Consider the following 21,043-nt stretch of genomic DNA (forward strand, 5'->3'; position numbering starts at 1 on the left):
CGAGTTTACTTCAGGACTTAGAAGTCCAGATCCTCGTCCTCGTTATCTTCCCAGTCCAAGGAACGCTTAATAGCGCGCTTCCAGTCGCGGTAGAGAGCCTCTACCTCTTCCTTCTCGCGCTTCGGCTTAAACACCTTCATGTCTCCTGTCTGGCTACCCAAAACGCTCAGGTCATCCCAGAAGCCATTGTCCAAACCTGCCGCGAAGGCCGCGCCGGTCGCGGTGGTCTCGATATTCTTCGGACGGTGTACCTCCACGCCGAGCATGTCCGCTTGGAACTGCATCAGAAGTTCGTTCATGGTCATGCCGCCGTCCACGCGCAGCTCGGTGATCTCCACACCGGAGTCTGCCACCATCGCATCGGCCACGTCTCGGGTCTGGTATGCAGTGGACTCGAGCACGGCGCGGGCCAGGTGCTTACGGTTGGCAAAGCGGGTTAGACCCACGATGACGCCACGAGCATCCGGGCGCCAGTACGGAGCGAAGAGGCCAGAGAAGGCAGGCACGATGTAGACGCCGCCGTTGTCTTTAACTTCCCGCGCCAGGTTCTCGATGGATGCAGCATTCGGGATAATCTGCAGGTTATCGCGCAGCCACTGCACTAGGGAACCGCCCATGGATACGGAGCCCTCCAACGCGTAGACAGGGCGTTCGCCCTCACGCTGGAAGCACACGGTGGTCAGTAGGCCATTCTCAGAGAACTTCGGGGTGGTGCCCGTGTTCAGCAGGAGGAACAGTCCGGTTCCGTAGGTATTCTTTGCAGAGCCGGCCCGGAAGCATCCTTGGCCAAACATCGCAGACTGCTGGTCACCCAGGATGGCGCGGATAGGAACACCGGAGAGCGAACCGCGCTCACGCACGGTACGGAAATCACCGAGGGATGGGCGAATCTCCGGCAGCATGGACATTGGGATGCCCATTTCCTTGCACAGTTCCTCATCCCACTCCAGCTTTTCGATGTCCATGAGCAGGGTGCGGGAGGCGTTGGTGACGTCGGTAGCGTGCAGAGCCTCACGGCCAGCATCGCCCTCGGCTCCGCCGGTGAGGTTCCACAATAGCCAGCTGTCAATGGTGCCGAAGAGCAGATCGCCGGCCTCGGCGCGCTCGCGTGCGCCCTCGACGTTATCGAGGATCCACTTCACCTTCGGACCGGCCGGGTAGGAGTTAATGAAAAGACCGGTGCGGCGGCGCCACTTTTCCGGGCCTTCCTCTCCCGAGAGCTCCTTACAGATGGCGGTAGTGCGGGTATCTTGCCAGACAATAGCGTTGTAGACCGGCTTGCCGGTGTGCTTATCCCACACCACGGTGGTCTCTCGCTGATTGGTGATACCTACCGAGTCAATGTCTTCCACAGTGATATCGCCATTGGCAAGAGCCTCACCGACGGCGCGACGGGTATTGCTCCAGATTTCTTCCGGGTCGTGTTCTACCCAGCCCTTTTCGGGAAAGATCTGCTCGTGTTCGAGCTGACCAACGGCAACCTGCTCGCCATCGTGGTTAAAGATAATGCAGCGCGTCGACGTAGTTCCCTGGTCGATAGCGGCGACGTATTTCTTGTTAGTCATGTGTCTAGTCTCCTATACGAAGATGGAATTAGAGCGCAACGGACAACAGGCCAACGGCTACGGCCGCGACCAATGGGGCCACGATGGGGACCCAAGCATAGCCCCAGTTCGCGCTGCCTTTGTCCTGGATGGGCAAGATGAATGCATAAGCAATTCGCGGGCCCAGATCACGGACCGGATTGATGGCATAACCCGTAGGGGTACCCAGGGACAGGCCGATCGCCACCACAACGAAAGCAACGGCAAAGTAGCTCATTGGGCCAAGCTCGCCGCCGGTGGGGCCGAAGGCAATGAACATCAACAGCACGCAGGTGGCGATGAACTCCGTCACCGCATTCCAGCCGTTCTTAGGATGTGCCGGCTTGGTAAAGAAGATACCGTTCGTGTCCTTATTGGCGCCGGTGACGTTTCCGGCGTCGTCGTAATTATTGGCGTCGAAAAGCTGCTTGAAGGCAGCCCATGCCAGGATGGCACCGAGGATAGCGCCGAGGATCTGGCCCAGGAAGTAGTACGGCACCAGAGACCACTCGAGCGAGCCATTGACGGCCAACATTACGGTGACGGCGGGGTTAAGGTGCCCGCCCGTGGGATCGGCCACACTGGCACCGACGAAGACACCCATACCCCAACCCAGGGCGATAACGACCCAATCGGAGCCGCGCGCGCCAGAGGTGCGCAGGTTTACCAGCGCACATACGCCGTTTCCTAGAAGGAGCAGCAACGCAGTGCCGATAAACTCCCACAGGAATGCATCAAATCCGGTCATAACTTATACCTCGTTTTGGGTGGGTCGGGCGGATCCTGCGCGTACCAAAATGTCATTGGCCTCACGGTCAGTTACCGCAGCTTCTGCTTCAAGTTCGGCCTGGGTGTGGGCCTTGAATTGGGATACCTCGCGCTCCTTGTCGGCGTCGCTCCAGCCCAGCAGCGGTGCTACAAAATCAGCAACGGCCGGGGCGGCATTTACGCCGCGGTCACCAAACTCGATGGCGATACGCAGACGGCGGGACAGGATGTCCTCCAAGTGCAATGCACCCTCGTGGGTGACGGCGTAGCGGACCTCGGCCCACAGGTAGGACTCTGCACCTGGCACTGGCTCGAGCAGGGAGGCGTCCTCAGTAGCTGGCGCTAGGACCTCGCCCAGCAAAGAGCCATAGCGGCCGAGCAGGTGCTCAATGAACTTCTCGCTCAGGTTGTAGCGACGGGCCAGAGATGGGACTTGGTTAGCTAGAGCATGGTAGCCAGCGGCACCCAGGATCGGGGTTTGCTCGGTGATGGACTCTGGGACCTTGGTACCCAGTTCCTTCACCGCCAGGTCCACGGCATCCTTACCGATGACGCGGTACGTGGTGTACTTACCGCCGGCGACAGAGACCATGCCTGGGGCCACGCGTGCGACGGCGTGGTTGCGGGAAAGGTTGGTGGTGGAATCGGACTTGCCGGACAGCAGCGGGCGCAGGCCGGAGTAGACACCCACGATGTCATCGCGGGTGATCTGGCGGCGTACGCGCTGGTTTACCTGGTCCAGAATGTAGTCAATATCGGACTTGGTTGGTGCCGGATCTGGCAAGGAGAGACCCTTTTCCCAATCGGTATCGGTGGTACCGATAATCCAGTACTCGCCCCACGGGATAACGAAGAGGACGGACTTTTCGGTGACGAAGCACAGGGCTGCCTCTGCATCGAGCGCATCCTTCGGTACGACGATGTGCACGCCCTTCGAGGCGTGCACGGTGAACTTGCCCTCCACGCCGGCCATCTCTTGAATCTTGTCATTCCACACACCGGTGGCATTGATAAAGACCTTGCCGCGCACGGTGGTCTCGCGGCCGGTGGCGGTATCGCGAACCTTCGCGCCTACGATGCGGCCGCCGCGGTCCTTGTCAAAGCCAATGACCTCGGTATTGGTACGTACATCGGCACCATACTCGGCGGCGGTACGCAGCACGGTCATGGTATGGCGGGCGTCATCCACGAGGGTGTCGTAGTAGCGCACGCCGCCCACAATGGCATCATCCTTCAGGCCCGGGGTCACCTTCAGCACGCCCTTACGGGTCAAGTGCTTCTGCATTGGCACGCTCTTCGATCCGCCCATGAGGTCATAGAGCGTAAATCCACCGAACATCATGACGCGCTCCCATACATGGTGGGTCAGCGGGAAGATGAACTTCAACGGCTTCACCAGGTGAGGTGCCAGGGTAGACATGTTGAGCTCGCGCTCCTTGAGGGACTCTGCCACGAGGCGGAAGTCAAACATTGCCAGGTAGCGCAGGCCACCGTGGAACATCTTGGAGGAGCGGGAAGAGGTACCTGCGGCGAAGTCGCGTGCCTCAATGACGGCGGTCTTCAGACCGCGGGTGGCGGCATCCGCTGCCGCACCGGCGCCTACGGAACCGCCACCAATAATGACTACGTCGTAGTCCTCATCTGCGTACCCGTTCCATAGATTTTCAAAGTATTCAGGGTTAAAGGATTGATTGCTTTGCTGGATCATTACTGACCGCATCTCCTTCCTTGGTGCTTGCATGTGCCTGGGCCATTGGTCCGTGAATGAGATGGCATAAGCACAGCTAAAAGCAGGTAATTATGGGTTCGGTGGAAAGTATCGCACCGGGGCTACAGAGACTTCATCTCCTAAAATATATGTTAGGGGCCACCGACTTGAGTTACACATGTGGTTACTCACACGTAAGTTTCAGGCCCGTAAGCAGTCAGTTTCCTTAAAATACTTAGACTTCCAAAAAGAAAACCACCCCCTCGCGGGGGTGTAAAGCGGACGAAAAACTGTCGCTATTTCTTCGCTAAACGTGCCATCGCCTCGAGTACCTCTGACATTCCGGCCTTTTCTGCCGAGTAGGTTACCGCTTGAGCACCCTTAACCACCTCTATCGGGGCAGTTTCCAAAGCCACCACCGGCATCCACTCAAGGAAGTCCTCATCCCCCGGCTCATTTGCAAAGACTAGAGTCTCTTCCGGCTCATCCTGCAGATCCTCTAGGATGCGCTCCACGCCTTGTGCCGCACTGGCGGCAGTAACGGACATTGCTGCAGCATCGAGGCGTGGCTGTGCAACATCCTCATCAATGACAATGGTCCACACGGCTTGCGGGACATCCACATCGCCCGCGGGCGATACCACTATGAGAACTTCGGCCGCCGGGTAGATATCCGCAAAAGCCTTGCGCAACCGCGGGGTCAGTGCCCCATCCTCCCAATTCAGCGCACTACTGTGCGCTACCACCACACGCGGGATGGAGGAGAATTGAGCCTTCATGCGGTGCGGCAGGCGCGAGACGATAAGCCGGGATTGGGTAGCTGCTGCCAAAAGGCCCTGCTCAGCTTTAGAACCGGTCCAAATCTCTTTGCTGCTGGCGGTAATGGAAGCCTGGGTTTGCGCCACATCAGATTTCAGTTGCGCCATAACATCCGCGACCTTATCGCGGCCTTCATCCAAACCACGTGTTGCCTCTTCCACCACGGCGTTCAGATTGGCTTTGATCCAATCCAAAGTCTCTGGGGCGGTGCGCGCCTTAGTCTTGGGCGCATCCTCTTCATCCCCCTTGGCGGCGGCCATGCGGTTGCGCACTAGGTCAACCGTGGTGACGGATACGCGTTCTTTAAGCCCCACCAGATCATCACGTAGCCGGCGTACGCGGTGGCGCTCAGTTTCTACTTCAGCATCCCGCTCCTCCGCTTCTTCGAGGGTGGGAGCGCCGCCGCCCTTGCGGGCGGGCACCCAATAATCGCCCGCTGGCATGGGGCCAAATTCAGCTTCGTACTGTTCCCATAGCCCTTCCAAAGCCTCTTGCATTCGGCGCCTAATCTCCGCGGTATCGGCTTCCGCATCACCAGTGGGATAGTACGGTTCTAGGGCAGTGATAAAGACTGGAGTCTTCGTCCGTCCCAGATTCTTTTTATGCCCCTTGGTCCACAGGCGCTGGGAGCCGAAGATGACCTGCGGGATTACCGGCACCCCAGCCTCATAGGCGATACGGGAGGCACCACTTTTCATGCTGCGGATTTCGAAGCTGCGGGAAATCGTGCCTTCAGAAAACACCCCGACAAGTTCGCCCTCTTTAGCGAGCCGAACCGCCTGCCGCATTGAGGCATTGCCATCGATGCGATCAACTGGCACATGGTGCATGGCCTTGAGCAAGGGACCCGCTAGTGGGGCTTTAAAGATGCCAGCCTTTGCCAAGAAGCGCACGAGGCGCTTTTTGCGGTAAGCCAAAAAGGCCCCGAAGAGGAAGTCCATGTAGCCGGTGTGGTTACAGACCAACACCGCGCCGCCTTCATCGGGGATATTTTCTTCACCCGAAAGGCGCATTTTTAATCCCTGCGCCAGAGTCACCCCCCTACCAATGTGAGTGATCTGGCGATACAGGAAATTCGTCGCAGCGTTCATAACTCTCCAGGACGACGGCGGACTTACTGCGGGGTGAGGACATCCTTGCCCACGAAGGGGCGCAGGGCCTCAGGGACAACGACAGAGCCGTCGGCCTGCTGGTGGTTTTCCAAGATAGCAACTAGCCAGCGAGTAGTCGCCAGGGTGCCGTTCAAGGTAGCTGCGGTCTGGGTCTTGCCATTCTCGTCACGGTAACGGGTGGACAGGCGGCGAGCCTGGAAGGTGGTGCAGTTCGAGGTGGAAGTCAGCTCGCGGTAGGTGCCTTGGGTAGGAACCCAAGCCTCATTGTCGAACTTGCGGGCCGCCGAAGAACCGAGATCGCCACCGGCAATGTCGATGGTGCGGTAGGGCAGCTCCATGGCTTCAAGCATGTCCTTTTCCATGGATAGAAGGCGCTGGTGCATTTCCTCCGCATCTTCAGGCTTGCAGTAAACGAACATCTCCAGCTTGTCGAATTGGTGGACGCGCAGGATGCCGCGAGTGTCCTTACCGTGGGAGCCGGCCTCGCGGCGGAAGCAGGAGGACCAGCCAGCGTACTGCAGCGGACCGTTAGAAAGGTCGATAATCTCATCCTTGTGGTAGCCGGCAAGGGCCACCTCAGAGGTACCGACTAGGTACATATCATCGGCTGGGAGGTAGTACACCTCATCGGAGTGCTGTCCCAGGAACCCGGTGCCGGACATAATGTCTGGGCGAACTAGAACTGGCGGAATCATTAGCTTGAAACCAGCTTCGCGCGCCTTCTGTGCTGCAAGCATAAGCATTCCCAACTGGAGGAAGGCACCGTCACCAGTGAGGTAGTAGAAGCGAGCTCCACCTACCTTAGCGCCACGCTTGACATCGATAAGGCCCAGGGACTCGCCCAGCTCAAGGTGATCTTTCGGTTCGAAGTCGAACTCAGGAATCTGGCCGACCTCTTCCATCACCACGAAGTCATCTTCGCCGCCGGCTGGGGCGCCTTCAACCACGTTATCCAGCTTGTACTGCAGCTCTTCCACCTTGGCCTCAGCGGCAGACTGTGCCTCTTCCGCTTCCTTGACCTTGGCCTTCAGCTCATTGGAGCCCTCTAGCAAAGCCGGGCGCTCTTCCGGGGAGGCCTGGCCGATCTTCTTGCCAAAAGCCTTCTGCTCGGAGCGCAGTTCGTCGGCCTTTTGAATAGCAGCACGGCGCTGCTCATCAGCTTCCAAGAGCTGGTCTACGAGGGAGGGATCCTCACCTCGATTCACCTGGGAAGCACGGACAACGTCAGGGTTTTCGCGGAGTAGCTTGAGATCAATCACGAATGTAAGTTTAGCGTATTGACAACACCTTGCGGTGGTAATAACCAGCGAATTACCATGGAGTTATGTCCGCCGTTCAGCTCCCCGCCCGCACTATTACGGACGGCCCCGTTCCAAAACACGCCCAATTGCACGATATCCTCGAAGAATTGTGCCGCACGACCCTCAAACCCGGCGATACCCTCCCCGGCGAAAGGCTCCTTGAAGAGACCTACGGGGTGTCACGTATCACAGTACGCCGCGCCATCGGTGATCTCGTCGCGGCCGGAAAATTGCGCCGCATCCGCGGTAAGGGCACCTTCGTGGCCCCCAATCCCCTAGTCTCCCGGCTCCACCTGGCCTCATTTTCAGATGAGATGGGCGCCCAAGACGTCACCGCCTCTTCTAAAATCCTTACTAGCGGCCGCAGTAGCGCCCCAGAGGATGCCGCCATCTTTTTTGATACGCCCGCTAACGCCGAACATATTCACCTGCGCCGCCTGCGCTTGGGCGATGGCGAACCGTACTCCATCGACGATGGCTGGTATAACTCCACGTTCGCGCCCAGCCTTTTGGAAAATGACATCTACAACTCGGTCTACGCCATCCTCGATTCTGTCTTTGATGTCCCCATCACCGATGCGGATCAGACGGTCTCTGCAATATCGGCCGATGCGGACACTGCCCCGCTTCTCGACGTCCCCGTGGGCACCCCGCTGCTCCACATTGTGCGCTACTCCCGCTCGGGCGATAGGCCGGTGGAGTGGTGCTCCTCAGTTTATCGCACCGACCGCTATCGCCTGACTACCCGGGTGGCTAGGGAGAACAGTCTCTAGCCAGCATCCAGGTTAAAAGGTAAGATTAGGGGCCTTATGAAGAAATCACCTGCGTGGCGTTCCGCTGTGGCCGTCCAGATTGTCTTGATTGCGGCAATCGCGGCGGCCGTTTTCATGGGCATCTACGGCGTTATCAGCTCCCAGAAATCGGGCAGCGATGAGACCACCGCTGCCCAGCAGCACGATAGCGGGGATAATTCAGAAACCGCTGCCCCTAAACCGGAACCTTTCACCGCCGCGGCCGCTGGTGCCTGCTTGACGTGGGATATCGCGAAAGATGGCTCCGCCACAGGGTTCAAGGAAGTACCTTGTTCCGAACAGCACCGCTTCGAGGTCTCCAAGACCGAAGACTTAAGTGTGTACCCCACCAGCGAATTCGGACCAGATGCTACTCGCCCGGCACTTACCCGCCAACACCAATTGCGCGATGAGCTGTGCGAATCCGCCACCGTGAACTACCTGCACGGCAAGTGGGATCCCAACGGCAAGTACGACGTAGCATCCATTCTCCCGCCGCAGTCTGCCTGGGATCGCGGCGACCGCACCCTACTCTGTGGCCTGCAAACCACCGATGACCACGGCGTACCGCAGCTTAATCACGGCAACGTAGAAGCCTCCGAGCAGGCCAACCTCACCAAGCCGGGCGAATGCTTGGCCATCGATGACAAGCAGGTTCCACACGTCGTTGAATGCGCTAAGCCGCACCAGATGGAAACCGTATCCGTCATTGATGTGGGCAAGCAGTTCCCTGATGGCTACCCGGATGGCAAGGATATGGACAAATTCCTTTCCGATACCTGCACCGCCGCTACCGAGGACTACCTCGGCGGCGAAGAACAGCTCTATCAATCCACGCTGCAACCGTTCTGGGGTTCTATCACCGAGGCCTCATGGAATGGTGGCACCAAGTCCGTCAATTGCTTCCTCGTGCATGCCCGCGCAGGCGGCGGCTTCTCTGCCATCACCGGTTCCGCTACCGGTGGCCGTCAGGCCCTGACTATCGATGGCAAGCCGCCGGAGGAGCGACCTGAGCGCAATCCGCTGCGCGAGGATAAGGACAATAAGCCAGCGCCCGAATCCGCCGCCCCTGCACCAGCCCCAGCACCCTAATGGTGGAGGTTTCGGAAGAGCGCTTCGATGAAATGGTCAACGAGGCGCTGGATCAGGTCCCCGAGGAATTTGTACGTCGCATGCGCAACCTCGTCATCTTGGTCGAAGATGAAAACCCCGATAACCCGATGCTGCTCGGGCTCTATGAAGGCGTGGCACTGCCCCGCCGCACCTTCGACCACACCGGTTTCTTGCCCGATGCGATCTTCATTTACCGGAAGACGCTGCAGCGCTGGTCCGGCAGCGAGGAAGACCTAGCAGAGCAGGTCAAGGTGACGGTATTTCACGAGCTCGGCCACTATTTTGGCCTCGAGGAAGAGGAGCTGCACCGCCTAGGCTGGGGTTAGAGCTCCGTATCTGCCCAACGGGTCAATGCCCACTGCCCAAAATCCTTGCCGCAGGGCTCCATCACCATGAAGCGGCAATTGGGCAGATAGCCGGTATAGGCAAAGTCGGCATCAACCCCCGTGGCATGCTTGGTGACCACGCGGATGGCCGCGCCGTGGCTGACAAGGATGACATCGTGGTCGTCGGCAAGCTGGCCTGCAATGCCCTCCAGCACCGGCTGGTAGCGCGCCAGCACATCCTCCAGGGTCTCGCCGCCTTCCATGCCGGCGTCCTGCTCGCCATCGCACCAGCCGCGCAGGGCCACCATGTGCGAACGGTGGGCATCCTCGCTGCCGTCCATTTCCCAATCGCCGGCAGAAATCTCGTGCACTCCGGAGATCACGTCCACACGCTGAGAAAACTCGGGCATACCGCGCTCTTGTTCAAAGGCGCGTGCCGCCAGCATCGCAGTCTGCTGAGCGCGCAGGGCAATGGAACATTTAAATTCCACCTCGCGCTCGCCCACCAACTGCGCTAGCTCACGGCCAACCTCCGTGGCTTGGTCGCGCCCGTGCTCAGTAAGCTCGGCCCCAGGCGGGCGGGTATCAAGAAGACGAGAAATATTGGAATAGGTCTGACCATGGCGCAGCAGGATGATTCTTCCGGGCATGCCTCTAGATTATTGGCCCCTGCGTGCCCGCGCTACCCATTCATCCGCCGCGGCAAGATCGCGCGGCGGCCTGCCTGCGGGGGTTGCCGCCGGCCAAGAACCAAGGAAGAGCACGTTCTGCGCCCGCAACCACAATGCCCGGAGCGCCTCTGCCACCGGTTGGTCTTCAATATGCCCAATGAGGTCTACATAGAAACGGTATTCCCCAAAGGCCTCCCGCTTAGGACGCGACTCGATCCGGGAAAGGTCCACCCCACGGTGCGCAAAGTCCTGCAGTGCCCCCACCAGGCTGCCCGGCTCATTAGGCAGGGTGAAGATAACACTCGTGCGATCCTGTCCGGTACGCGCGGTTGGTTTTCCCGGGCGCCCCACCAAAACAAACCGTGTTGCCGCGCCCTTTATATCCGCCACCCCCTGGGCGATGGTCTCCAAGCCAAAGATCTCGGCCGCACGCGCTGGCGCCGCCGCGGCATCAGCGTCCCCACGGGCCACAGCCTCGGCCGCAGCCGCATTGGAGCTAGCCGGCACGAACTCAACCTCCGGCAGGTGTTCTTTTACCCACCCGCGGATTTGTTGGAAAGCCACCGGGTGGGTACTGAGCCGTTTAATATCCTCCGCATCCGGCCGGGTCATGATGCTAAAGGCCACGGGGATATCCACCTCGCGGTAAATCTGCACCGGTTCTCCCTCTACAAGGGCATCAAAGGTGGTGGTTACCGCGCCATCGACGGAATTTTCAATAGCTACGCAGGCATACTCGGCCTGCTCGGCGCGCACCGCGGCCACCGCTTCCGATGGAGAGCCAACCGGCATGGTCTCTACTTCCGGCATATGCGCGGCAAACTTGTGCACGGCCGCTTCCGTAAACGTTCCGGCCGGTCCAAGGAAGGCGATGGTGGTAGTCATGCTCGTCACCTTAGCCCACTAGACTGGTGCCCCATGGACTTTTCCGTAGAACAGCTCCGCGCGGACCTGCGCGGCCTTGCCCCAGAGGAGCATGGTTTTACCTACGTGGATCTGGACCGCAAGCCTTCCGCCTACGGCCGGCTAAGCGGCTGGGTCCTGTCCGCTAAGGATCTCTGCGATGTCCGCGGCATGCCCACTACCTTGGGAAACATCGATCGTACCTACTACCCTGAGCGTAGCGATTCCTTCATAGAGGGCTTGGAAAAGCAGGGTGCGCGCATCATCGGCAAGTCCTCCGCTCCGGAACTTGGCCTGCGTGTAGATACGGAACCGGTGGGCCTGCCCCACCCCGATAATCCCCTCTACCCCGGCTGCACCCCGGGTGGTTCTTCGGGTGGCGCGGCGGTGCAAGTCAGACGAGGATTGCTGCGAGCAGCCCACGCCAGCGATGGCGGCGGATCCATCCGCGTGCCGGCCGCGGCCTGCGGCGTCGTGGGTTTCAAACCGGCGGGTGCGGAGCTGGGCGTGCAGGGCTTTATTACCCGGACCGTGGCAGATAATGCGTTTTTGCATGGGCACCGCATGATCACCCCGCGCGCCCGCATCGGTCTGCTACTGGAGCCGTTGTTCTGCGATGCCAGCGTCGCTGCGCACCACCTCCGCGCCGCCCGCGAGGCCGCCCAGCGCCTACAGGCAGCCGGCTTTCAGGTAGTGCCCATTTCCCCCTACCCTCAGGCTCGGGCTACCTTTGCGCATTTCCGGAATATTTTTACCTCCCGCCTAGCGGAGCTTCACCCAGCAGAAGGCTACGCCGAGTGGATTGCCCAGCAGGGGCGGCGCGTCAGCTCTGCTGAGGTGGCCGCGGCGCGGGCACACGTTCGGCAGCTGCCGGACCTACTGGCCCAAGAGTGGGGCGTAGATGCCATCCTCACCCCGATGCTGACCACGGATCCACCGCGCACCGGATATTTCCTGTCTCTGTCCCATGAGGAGAATTTCGCAGCCCAGACCCAGTGGTCCCCGTGGGGTTCGCTGTTTAATATGGCCCAACTTCCCGCCATTTCCGTGCCGTGGACCATTCCCAATCACCCACCGGTGGGAGTACACCTAGGGGGCATTACGCTTTCCGACGCCTCCCTGCTCGGCCTCGCCCACATCCTGCACCCATGACCAAGTCTCTACGCGCCGAACTGCTCATCGTCCTCACCCTCACCTTTGGTATTTCCGGGGTGCGGGCGGTGTTGAACCTCATCAATTCCTTCGCCTCACCGCAGCGGCTCAATGAGCAATCGGTCACGCTCAACTCCAGCCAGTCCTCTTTAGCCTGGGTGGATATGGGCCTGCAGCTGTGCTCGGCCGCTGTACTCTGCTCCTATGGTGCCTTAGCGCTCTTCCTGCTGGCTAAGGACCATATTTTCCCGCGCGCCTACCGCGCCCGCGACTGGCTGGAGGGGGCAGGGCTTGCCGCACTTATTGGAATTCCGGGACTCGCCCTATATTTCACGTCAGTCCACTTCGGGTGGAGCAAAGAGGTTATCCCCGGCGATTTTGCCAATGCTTGGGTGCACATTCCCGTTTCCCTTTTTAAGGCAGCGGCTAATGCCTTTGCGGAGGAAACCGTGGTGGTGATGTGGTTTATGACGCGCTTGCGCCAGGCCCGTTGGTCCCTGCTGACAATACTTGCCGCGAGCTCTGTCTTGCGCGGTTCTTACCACCTCTACCAAGGAGTTTCTGCTGGATGTGGCAATATCATCATGGGGTTCGTTTATGGCTACTACTACCACCGCACGGGGCGAGTATGGCCGTTAGTCATAGCGCATTTTCTTATCGACGCCGTCGCTTTCGTGGGTTATTCCTTCCTGTGAAAATGCCCTTAGGGGGACGTCGCGAAGCGGGCGAAACTCCCCGCACCTTGTAAGGTATAGCGCATGACTGAATCAGGACGAGATCCGCATAGGGAGGCCCGCCGCGCCGGCGACGGTTCCTCCACTGAATTCGTCCTTGGGGCCGATGGGCGTCCCCTCAAGGATCGATACGGCCGCCCCATTCGACGCCGTTCCTCCGCCCGCCCGACGCCGCGGCGCGTCGAACCGGAACAGCAATCCTTCCGCGCTCCGCAGCCACAGCGGCAGCAACAGCCACCGCGCCGCACCCCACCCCCAACGCCGAGCCGCTACCCGAGTCAATACCGAGCGCAGCAACGCCCACCCCGTCGGACCGAACCCCGACCTGCGCCCCGCCAGCGCCCGCATAGCCGCCGCAAGAAGGTCAATCCGGCCAAGCGCGCCCTCGGTTGTATTGGTATGGCGCTTGTTGTCCTCTTGGTATTCAACCTCGTCTTCATGTTTTGGACCGATGCTCGCCTCACCCGTGTCGAAGCGCTTCCAGAAGACCAAGTGTCTAATACCGCCGGCACCAATTGGTTGCTCGTCGGTTCCGATTCTCGTCAGGGCCTCAGCGAGGAACAGCAGGCCGAACTGGGCACCGGCGGCGATGTAGGTGAAGGCCGTACCGATACCATCATGCTGCTGCACATTCCCCGCACCGGCAAGGCCAAGCTCGTGTCCATTCCGCGCGATAGCTACGTAGAGGTCCCCGGTTTTGGCATGGACAAAATCAATGCCGCCTTTACCTACGGTGGACCGCAGCTACTCGCCCAAACCGTTGAAGGGACAACCGGTCTGCACATCGACCACTATGCCGAAATCGGCATGGGTGGCCTGGCCAATGTGGTCGATTCTGTCGGCGGTGTGGACGTGTGCGTGAAAGAACCCATCAATGACCCGCTCGCCGGCATCGATCTCCAAGACGGCTGCCAAAAGCTCAAGGGACGCGATGCCTTGGGCTACGTGCGCACCCGTGCTACTGCCATGGGTGACCTAGACCGCGTGCAGCGCCAGCGCGAATTCTTCTCCGCTTTGCTGGATAAGGTGGCTTCTCCTGCCACCATTATCAACCCATTCCGCGCCTACTCCTTGGTCAACCACACCGCTTCCTCGTTCATCGTGGGCAACGGTGACCACGTCTGGCATCTTGCCCGCGTGGCGCTTGCCATGGGCTCCGGTGTGGAAACAGAAACCGTCCCCATCGGTGGGTTCCAAGACACCGAGGTAGGCAACGTAGTCCTCTGGGACGAGGAAGCAGCCTCTGGGTTGTGGGATTCCCTCAAATAGGGATCAAAAAATGGCACCTCCGCCACAGGAGGTGCCATTTTTTATGTCTTTAACGCAAGGTCACCTGGCGAGACTTGATGTTTTCGAGCTGCTTGCGCTCATCGGCGCTGAGCTGAGCATCATTAGAAATTTCCTCCTCCAGGGCCTTATCCACGCGGGTGAGGTGGTCCTCATAGGAAGCGTGGTCAACCTCTGGATCCAAGTCAAAGACTGGGGCAATAAGGCCGTGGGTGCGGAAGACACCGGCAAACTTGGTATCTTCACCGAGGTTCAGCTCACCGCGGGCGGCTACGCGTGCCAGCGCATTCAAGAATGCGGATTCATCGTCACTCGGGCGGACCCAACGAATATGGGCCTTGCCACCGCCGGCATTTGCCCAGAAAGCAGCGCCGGTGATGTTCTCGCCCACTTCGTGGGATTCGATGACGGAATCATTAGCTGCGCGTAGGGACTGCGCAATCTGCGGGGTGACCTGTGCACCCTCCGGGATCCACCATTCGAAGTCTTGGTGCACCTGCACGTCGAGGGCTGCGGAGGCGTCGATAAGCTCTTCCAGCTTCGGCTCCGAGCCATCAGCCGCAGTGGATTCCAGGGTGGCGCCAGGCTCATTATTCTTCACCCAGTTGAGGGCAAAGGCGAGGTCGCGGCCCGGGTTATGGGTATGCGACTGTACCTGCAAGCCCACGAAGGCATCGCCGCCAAATTCGGCATCACGAATTAGCGCAGCAGAAGCACCCGGCAAGACGGTGGCTACATATACGTTCTTGTCGCAGCCCTTGACCTCAAGCTTGGCAAAAGCGGAGGGGACGAACTCCTGCATGGCGACCAGGCTGGCCTCTGCAGCAAGTCCACCGTAGGGGCGGGGATCCTTTTCTAGGGCAGCGCGCTCCTTGGCGCGGGCGGCGAGCTTTGCCTGGCGGCGGGACATGCCATCAGGCAGCTGTTCCTTGTTCTTTTTCTTCTTGGCCATGCTTCCAAGATACCTGGTTACTAGAGCTCAATGGCATGCAGGGCCACTTCGGGTTGGTTGGTAGCGAGCATATCCACCCCATTGGCCCACGCCCACTTCATATCCTCCGGCTTATCTACGGTCCACAGGTAAGTAGGCAATCCCTGGGCACCGATAATTGCTGGCTGTAGCTTCGCACGCAGCAAGGATACGCCCAGAGCGGTGGGCTTGGACAACATCACATCGGGCCGGTTGACGTGGCGTTCCCAATCGCGGCGGAGATAAATCCGGTCCATATGCGGCGCCAAGTTTTGCATCCGCCGAATGGCATGGTGGGAAAAGGAAATGATGTGGATCCGGGGATCGTCGAAAAGCCCTGCATAACGCAGGCGCAGCACCGTTTGCTCCTCCAGGATGTCGCCCTGCCCGGAGGGGTGCTTGGTCTCGATGTATAGGTGGTGCGGTTTGCCCTCGAGTAGCTCCAAGAGTTCATCGAGAAGCATCATGCGTTGGCCCGAACCGATGTCCACGCCGCGCAATTCTTCCCAGTCCAGCTTGGAAATGCGGCCGGGGCGCCCCGCAGTGCGGTCCAACGTGGGATCGTGTTGGACCACTACCTTTCCATCGCGCGTCAAGCGCACATCGCACTCGACGCCATGAATTGGCAAATCTAAAGCCTTCTCAAAAGCTAGAGGGGATAGCTCTGGATATTTTCCGGAGTATCCCCTGTGGGCGACAATCTTCACTAGCCGAAGAACTCTTCCTTGATGTCATTCAGGGTCTTCGCAGAAGCATCGAAACGCTCCTTTTCGTGCTCATTGAGCTGCAGCTCAATCGCGCGCACGATGCCGGAACGATTGATAATGGCGGCAGTGCCGATGTAGAGATCTTCTACGCCGTACTCGCCCTGCAGATACGCAGACACTGGCAGAGCCACGTCCTGGTTCTGGATGACGGCGGCGGTAATGCGGGCTAGGCCCATGCCGATGCCGAAAGAGGTAGAACCCTTGGCATCAATGATGGAGTAGGCAGCATCGCGGGTATCTTCGAAGATCTTCTCGATGCGCTCAGCGTACTCCGGATCCGTGTCGAACTTCTTGGACAACGGAACACCAGCGATATTGGCAGTAGAGACGGCCGGCAGCTCGGAATCGCCGTGCTCGCCCACGATGTAGGCGTGAACGGACTTCGGGGCAACGCCTTCTAGCTCACCCAACATGTAGCGGAAGCGAGCGGAGTCCAGCACGGTGCCGGAGCCGATGACTCGCTTGTGGTCCAGGCCGGAGGCCTTCCATACGGCGTAGGTCAGGATGTCCACTGGGTTGGAGGCGACAAGGAAGATGCCGTCAAAGTCATTGGCCATGACATCGGAGACGATGCTGTTCATGATCTTGACGTTTTTGCCCACCAGGTCGAGGCGGGTTTCGCCCGGCTTCTGTGCGGCACCGGCGCAGATGACAACCATATCGGCGTCTGCGCAATCGGCGTAGGTGCCCTTGGTGACGCGAGTGCGGGTGGGGGCCCAAACAACGCCGTGATTGAGGTCCATGACGTTGCCCTCTAGCTTCTTTTCATCGATGTCGATGATTGCCAGGTGGTCAACGATGCTTTGGTTGATGAGAGCGAAGGCGTAGGCGACTCCCACGTCGCCGGCGCCGATGAGAACTACCTTGTTTCCTACATGATTTGCCATGACCCCATTGTGCAACTTTTTGGGGGGTTTTGCACGGGCTAGATCTCACCCTGAAATTCCCACCGAAATCTGGGACAATCGGGCATTATGAAACGCGCTCTCCGCCGCGCTGCACTAATCGCTCTTGGCGTAGCCGCGGATCTCACGCCCATCGTCCGTATGACCAGCCGGCAAACCTTACCGCCCAATATGTCGGCTGGAATTTTGGGTGCGGAATTAGCCACGTGGGCAGCAATTTCACCCTCTCTCCTCCCTCGCCCGTGGTGGGTGACTGCCGCCAATGTAGCCATTGGCCAGGGCATCGGACATTTGGGGGCGGCTTCGACAAGCTTCCTACTCAACAGCATTGGTAAGCGCCCCCAGGACCGCCTGGGGCCACAACATCGACAGATCCTGCACCTTGCTATCGGCGCCGGCACCGCCTTTAATGCCGTACTTTCGTTGCGCAACCAGAAAAAGCAGGCGGAGTTAGTAAATAAACAGCTCGTGCGCGGGCCCGTTACGGCGGCGATCGGCTTGGCCGCTGGCACCGCAGGCTATGGCACACTACTGCTTATCGGGGAAGCCACACAGCTGGCCGTTACTAAATTATCGCGCCAGTTGGGACGCTGGGTTCCGGCGCTTATCGCTTGGCCGGTTGTTACCGCAGGACTGAGCCTAACGGCCTTTGCCCTTTCTGATCGCGTGGTTTTTCGGCGCTGGTTGCGCTCACTTTCGCACCAAGCGCAAAGAATCAATAAGCAAATTTTCCCCGGCACCTCCATGCCTTGGGAGCCGGAGCGGTCCGGTAGCCCGTGGTCGCTCGAGCCGTGGTCGGCGCTGGGGCAGCAGGGGCGCCGCTTTGTTTCTAATGGCCCCCGCGCCCGCGATATCCGCATGGCAACGGGAATCAATGCGAAAGAGCCCATCCGCATCTATGCCGGATACATTCCGGGGCGTTCCTTCCGGCAATCCGCAGAGAAAGTTCGCGCCGAACTCGAGCGCACTGGTGCCCTAAGGCGCGAAACTATTGTTATCCAGATGCCTGCGGGTTCGGGATGGATAAATAATTGGGGCGCGTGCTCCTATGAGTTTTTAACCGGCGGTGATTGCGTCACCGTCACCATGCAATATTCCTATCTGCCTTCGGTCTTTGCTTACCTTGTAGATAAAAACGCCCCGAAGCAGGCAGCCCGCGAATTGATTCGGGTGATACAAGAAGAAATAGATAAGCTACCGGAGGAAAACCGCCCTCGGCTCTATTTTGCAGGTGAATCGCTTGGAGCCTACGCCATTATGGATAACTACCATAATGTGGAGGACCTACTTTCTGCCTGCAATGGCGCCGTCTTTTCCGGCCCTCCACGCATGACGCATTTTACCCAGCGTTTGCGCCGAGACATTGGCTCTTTGGAACGTCTGCCCGTTATCGATGGCGGTAAACATGTGCGCTACGCAGCGGCCCCGGACCACACGCTGCACGACGCCTTTGGCAACGACTTCGCCCATACCTGGCGCCGGCCCCGCATGCTCATTGCCCAACACGCTTCCGACGCCATCGTGTGGTGGGACCTGAATCTCCTTGTGCGCAGGCCCACATGGATCCATGAACCGCAGCCGGAGGCCCTGCACGCGGATACCTTCCGGCAGCTGCACTGGGTGCCATTTATTACCTGGTGGCAAATTGGCTTGGACCAAATCAATTCCCTCAACGTCCCCGGCGGGCACGGACACAACTATTTTGAGGAAATGCTCTGGTATTGGGACGAGGTTTTAGGATCCCAATCGCGCCAATCGCTCACCCCAAAGTTGGCTAAGAAGATTGCCCGCTTCATCCGGCGCGACGCTTAATCGCACTTCACCCCGGTGCTGTGGTGCGGGCAGTATCCATTGGGCACCTTATGTAAATACTGCTGATGCTCGTCCTCAGCTAGGTAGTACTCCCCGGAATCTGTATCGGAGAGAAGTTTAACCTCCGTGGTGGTATCTCCGAATCCGAATTCCTTGAGCTTGTTTGCATAGGAATCCACGATGTCCTGGATTTCTGCCCGCTCATCCTCCGTGCGTGGATAGAAGGCAGAGCGATATTGCGTGCCTACATCATTGCCCTGACGGAAGCCCTGGGTGGGATCATGCGCCTCAAGGGCCTGCACCACAAGATCACGCAGGCTGATGCGTTGCGGGTCATAAACCACCTGAACCACCTCGGCATGGTTGGTCAGTCCGCGGCATACCTCGTAATACGTAGGATTCGGGGTAGTGCCACCCGCATAGCCCACCGAGGTGGACTCCACTCCTTCTGTCTCCCAGAACATCTTCTCCGCACCCCAGAAACATCCCAGTGCAATGAGGATGGAGCGCTGCCCTTCTTTCCACGGTCCGGTAATCGGCGTTCCTAAAACAGCATGCGGGGCAGGGGCCAGAATCGGTTCGGCTCGCCCTGACAGGGCTTGGTCTGCGGCAACGAGCTTGGGCTCTGGTTTAAACATCCACATGAGGCATAGCTCCTTCCTTATTCCTTCTTCCCAACGTTGTACTGCGAAAAGCTATTCCACAGCCAGTTAATTTTCGCGCTGGTTCCACAATTCGAATTAATCATGGCGAAATCTTTCAACCGTGCCTATCATCGGGACACGTACCCGAAGAAAGGATTAAATTAATGGCTGTTTACGAACTTCCTGACCTCCCATACGCATTCGACGCACTGGAGCCACACATCTCCGCAGAGATCATGGAGCTCCACCACGATAAGCACCACGCAACCTACGTTGCTGGCGCTAACGCTGCACTCGAGGCGCTCGAGGAAGAGCGCAACGGCGAGGCTAACCCGGATCGTATCCGTGCCCTGTCCAAGAACTTGGCATTTAACCTGGGTGGCCACACCAACCACTCCATCTTCTGGAAGAACCTATCCCCGAATGGTGGCGGCGAGCCAACCGGCGAGCTGGCAGAAGCTATCAACCGCGACTTCGGCTCCTTTGAGAAGTTCAAGGCTCACTTCTCCGCTGCCGCTACCTCCCTGCAGGGCTCTGGCTGGGCAGTTCTGGGCTACGACCACATTGCTGGCCGCCTGATCATCGAGCAGCTGACTGACCAGCAGGGTAATACCTCCATCAACTTCACCCCGCTGCTGATGCTGGATATGTGGGAGCACGCTTTCTACCTGCAGTACAAGAACGTTAAGGCTGATTACGTAAAGGCCGTATGGAACGTCTTCAACTGGGATGACGTTGCTGAGCGCTTCGCTGCAGCCACCAAGTAACTCCTTTTAGTTACACAGGCCGCCCCCTCTGGGGCGGCCTTTTCTATGCCCGGATAAACTCCCGGAATTGCTGCACCGGAGGCGCATCGTCCCCGGCGCGCCACACCAAACCGAGTTCGCGGTACGCCGGCGGCGTAAGGGGAACTAGGCTTCCCACCTGTAGATAAGGATCATCCAGCGGCAAGAGCGCCACCCCAAGGCCGGCCGCTACCAGCCCCGCAACGGTGGTAAGCTCCATCGATTCGAAAACAAGGTGGGGACTAAAGCCGGCATCTTCCGCCAGGGCATCAAGGAGCATGCGCGTGCCATAGCCGGGAAGCATGCCGATGAACGGCTCGGCCGCACATTCCGCAAGATCTACCTCTTGCCGGTGTGCTGCCCAGTGGCCTTCCGGTACCGCAAGACCTAGGCGCTGCACCTTTATCTGGTGCCAGCCCAATGCGGCATTCGGCCGCGGGCCTACCAGCGCGAGGTCGGATTCGCCATTTTCTACTCTGCTCACCAGCTCTTGCGCCGCCCCTTGGTGCAGGCGAATATCCACGTGGGGGTGCAGCTCGCGATAACTTTTGATCAGATCCGGAACCAGCCAGGTGCCGAGCGAGTGCATGAAATCAAGGCGCACGGTACCTCGTTCGGGGTCCATGAGGCGGGCTACATCGTCCCGGCCTGACTCATAGGCGCGGAGCATTTCCCGTCCTGTCGCAGCGAAGACGGTTCCGCGCGAGTTTACATGCAGGGTGTGCCCAGTGCGCTCAAAAAGACGGGCACCGAGGCTTGCTTCTACGCGCTGTACGCGGCGGGTCAGTGCAGATTGGGAAATCCCCAGCTCATCGGCCGCAGCGCCAACCCGACCGTAATCCACCACGGCGAGGAAGCCGCGGATATCTTCAACATTCATGCATGCTCCGCA

The 21,043-nt window shown here is 59.2% G+C and carries 20 protein-coding genes; 8 read left to right on the top strand and 12 right to left on the bottom strand.

Annotated features, from left to right (window positions below):
• Positions 1-17: 17 nt before the first annotated feature.
• The 5 genes from glpK to serS form a co-directional block, all read right to left on the bottom strand.
• The gene (gene glpK, locus WMQ00_RS09505) at positions 18-1,565 is read right to left on the bottom strand and encodes a glycerol kinase GlpK (protein WP_023020088.1); all 1,548 of its coding nucleotides are present in this window, start codon (positions 1,563-1,565) and stop codon (positions 18-20) included.
• Positions 1,566-1,593: 28 nt separating this feature from the next.
• Complete coding sequence (locus tag WMQ00_RS09510) at positions 1,594-2,331, bottom strand: MIP/aquaporin family protein (protein WP_023020089.1); 738 nt, start codon at positions 2,329-2,331, stop codon at positions 1,594-1,596.
• Positions 2,332-2,334: 3 nt separating this feature from the next.
• Complete coding sequence (locus tag WMQ00_RS09515; RefSeq protein ID WP_034655573.1) at positions 2,335-4,059, bottom strand: glycerol-3-phosphate dehydrogenase/oxidase; 1,725 nt, start codon at positions 4,057-4,059, stop codon at positions 2,335-2,337.
• Between the two features lie 296 nt (positions 4,060-4,355).
• On the bottom strand, positions 4,356-5,891 hold the full coding sequence (locus tag WMQ00_RS09520) for a lysophospholipid acyltransferase family protein (protein WP_340440985.1): 1,536 nt from the start codon (positions 5,889-5,891) through the stop codon (positions 4,356-4,358).
• 101 nt (positions 5,892-5,992) lie between these two features.
• The gene (serS, locus tag WMQ00_RS09525) at positions 5,993-7,249 is read right to left on the bottom strand and encodes a serine--tRNA ligase (RefSeq protein WP_023020092.1); all 1,257 of its coding nucleotides are present in this window, start codon (positions 7,247-7,249) and stop codon (positions 5,993-5,995) included.
• Positions 7,250-7,314: 65 nt separating this feature from the next.
• Here serS and WMQ00_RS09530 point away from each other — a divergent pair, with 65 nt between their 5' ends.
• The 3 genes from WMQ00_RS09530 to WMQ00_RS09540 are packed head-to-tail and all read left to right on the top strand — an operon-like array spanning position 7,315 to position 9,521.
• Positions 7,315-8,064, top strand: coding sequence for a GntR family transcriptional regulator (locus WMQ00_RS09530; protein WP_023020093.1), 750 nt, complete (start codon positions 7,315-7,317; stop codon positions 8,062-8,064).
• Between the two features lie 36 nt (positions 8,065-8,100).
• Positions 8,101-9,174, top strand: coding sequence for a septum formation family protein (locus WMQ00_RS09535; protein ID WP_023020094.1), 1,074 nt, complete (start codon positions 8,101-8,103; stop codon positions 9,172-9,174).
• Positions 9,174-9,521: a metallopeptidase family protein gene (locus WMQ00_RS09540; RefSeq protein ID WP_023020095.1), complete on the top strand. Its 348-nt coding sequence runs from the start codon at positions 9,174-9,176 to the stop codon at positions 9,519-9,521. Before WMQ00_RS09535 ends, WMQ00_RS09540 begins: the two co-directional genes overlap by 1 nt.
• On the opposite strand, the gene WMQ00_RS09545 is transcribed toward WMQ00_RS09540, so the two are convergent.
• Together WMQ00_RS09545 and pheA are read right to left on the bottom strand one after the other, a co-directional pair.
• On the bottom strand, positions 9,518-10,171 hold the full coding sequence (locus tag WMQ00_RS09545; RefSeq protein WP_023020096.1) for a histidine phosphatase family protein: 654 nt from the start codon (positions 10,169-10,171) through the stop codon (positions 9,518-9,520). The two genes, WMQ00_RS09540 and WMQ00_RS09545, sit on opposite strands and share 4 nt — an antisense overlap.
• A gap of 9 nt (positions 10,172-10,180) precedes the next feature.
• Positions 10,181-11,077, bottom strand: coding sequence for a prephenate dehydratase (gene pheA / locus WMQ00_RS09550; RefSeq protein ID WP_023020097.1), 897 nt, complete (start codon positions 11,075-11,077; stop codon positions 10,181-10,183).
• 33 nt (positions 11,078-11,110) lie between these two features.
• Here pheA and WMQ00_RS09555 point away from each other — a divergent pair, with 33 nt between their 5' ends.
• The 3 genes from WMQ00_RS09555 to WMQ00_RS09565 all read left to right on the top strand — a co-directional run bounded on the left by WMQ00_RS09555 (position 11,111) and on the right by WMQ00_RS09565 (position 14,250).
• On the top strand, positions 11,111-12,247 hold the full coding sequence (locus tag WMQ00_RS09555) for an amidase (protein WP_023020098.1): 1,137 nt from the start codon (positions 11,111-11,113) through the stop codon (positions 12,245-12,247).
• The gene (locus tag WMQ00_RS09560; RefSeq protein WP_023020099.1) at positions 12,244-12,942 is read left to right on the top strand and encodes a CPBP family intramembrane glutamic endopeptidase; all 699 of its coding nucleotides are present in this window, start codon (positions 12,244-12,246) and stop codon (positions 12,940-12,942) included. The genes WMQ00_RS09555 and WMQ00_RS09560 overlap by 4 nt, the downstream gene beginning before the upstream one ends.
• A gap of 63 nt (positions 12,943-13,005) precedes the next feature.
• On the top strand, positions 13,006-14,250 hold the full coding sequence (locus WMQ00_RS09565) for an LCP family protein (protein ID WP_023020100.1): 1,245 nt from the start codon (positions 13,006-13,008) through the stop codon (positions 14,248-14,250).
• Positions 14,251-14,299: 49 nt separating this feature from the next.
• Here WMQ00_RS09565 and WMQ00_RS09570 read toward each other — a convergent pair whose 3' ends face one another.
• Genes WMQ00_RS09570 through WMQ00_RS09580 form a run of 3 tightly spaced genes read right to left on the bottom strand, consistent with a single transcriptional unit; the run spans position 14,300 to position 16,892 of the window.
• Positions 14,300-15,220: a DUF5926 family protein gene (locus WMQ00_RS09570; RefSeq protein ID WP_023020101.1), complete on the bottom strand. Its 921-nt coding sequence runs from the start codon at positions 15,218-15,220 to the stop codon at positions 14,300-14,302.
• A 20-nt stretch (positions 15,221-15,240) separates the two neighbouring features.
• A complete protein-coding gene (locus tag WMQ00_RS09575) occupies positions 15,241-15,945 on the bottom strand; it encodes a glycerophosphodiester phosphodiesterase family protein (RefSeq protein WP_023020102.1) in 705 nt (234 codons plus the stop codon).
• Complete coding sequence (locus tag WMQ00_RS09580; protein WP_023027783.1) at positions 15,945-16,892, bottom strand: L-lactate dehydrogenase; 948 nt, start codon at positions 16,890-16,892, stop codon at positions 15,945-15,947. Before WMQ00_RS09580 ends, WMQ00_RS09575 begins: the two co-directional genes overlap by 1 nt.
• Positions 16,893-16,979: 87 nt before the next feature.
• Here WMQ00_RS09580 and WMQ00_RS09585 point away from each other — a divergent pair, with 87 nt between their 5' ends.
• Positions 16,980-18,722, top strand: coding sequence for an alpha/beta-hydrolase family protein (locus WMQ00_RS09585; RefSeq protein WP_023020104.1), 1,743 nt, complete (start codon positions 16,980-16,982; stop codon positions 18,720-18,722).
• Here the strand turns inward: WMQ00_RS09585 and msrA are convergent.
• Entirely contained in the window at positions 18,719-19,366 is a 648-nt protein-coding gene (gene msrA / locus WMQ00_RS09590) for a peptide-methionine (S)-S-oxide reductase MsrA (protein ID WP_023020105.1), read from the bottom strand. The genes WMQ00_RS09585 and msrA overlap by 4 nt on opposite strands.
• A 164-nt stretch (positions 19,367-19,530) precedes the next feature.
• On the opposite strand from msrA, the gene WMQ00_RS09595 reads away from it, so the two are divergent.
• A complete protein-coding gene (locus tag WMQ00_RS09595) occupies positions 19,531-20,133 on the top strand; it encodes a superoxide dismutase (protein WP_005325362.1) in 603 nt (200 codons plus the stop codon).
• 43 nt (positions 20,134-20,176) lie between these two features.
• Here the strand turns inward: WMQ00_RS09595 and WMQ00_RS09600 are convergent, their stop codons facing one another.
• Positions 20,177-21,031, bottom strand: coding sequence for a LysR family transcriptional regulator (locus tag WMQ00_RS09600; protein WP_023020106.1), 855 nt, complete (start codon positions 21,029-21,031; stop codon positions 20,177-20,179).
• Positions 21,032-21,043: the final 12 nt, after the last annotated feature.

It is taken from the genome of Corynebacterium sp. KPL2825, assembly GCF_037908445.1.
Classification (GTDB): Bacteria; Actinomycetota; Actinomycetes; order Mycobacteriales; family Mycobacteriaceae; genus Corynebacterium; species Corynebacterium kefirresidentii.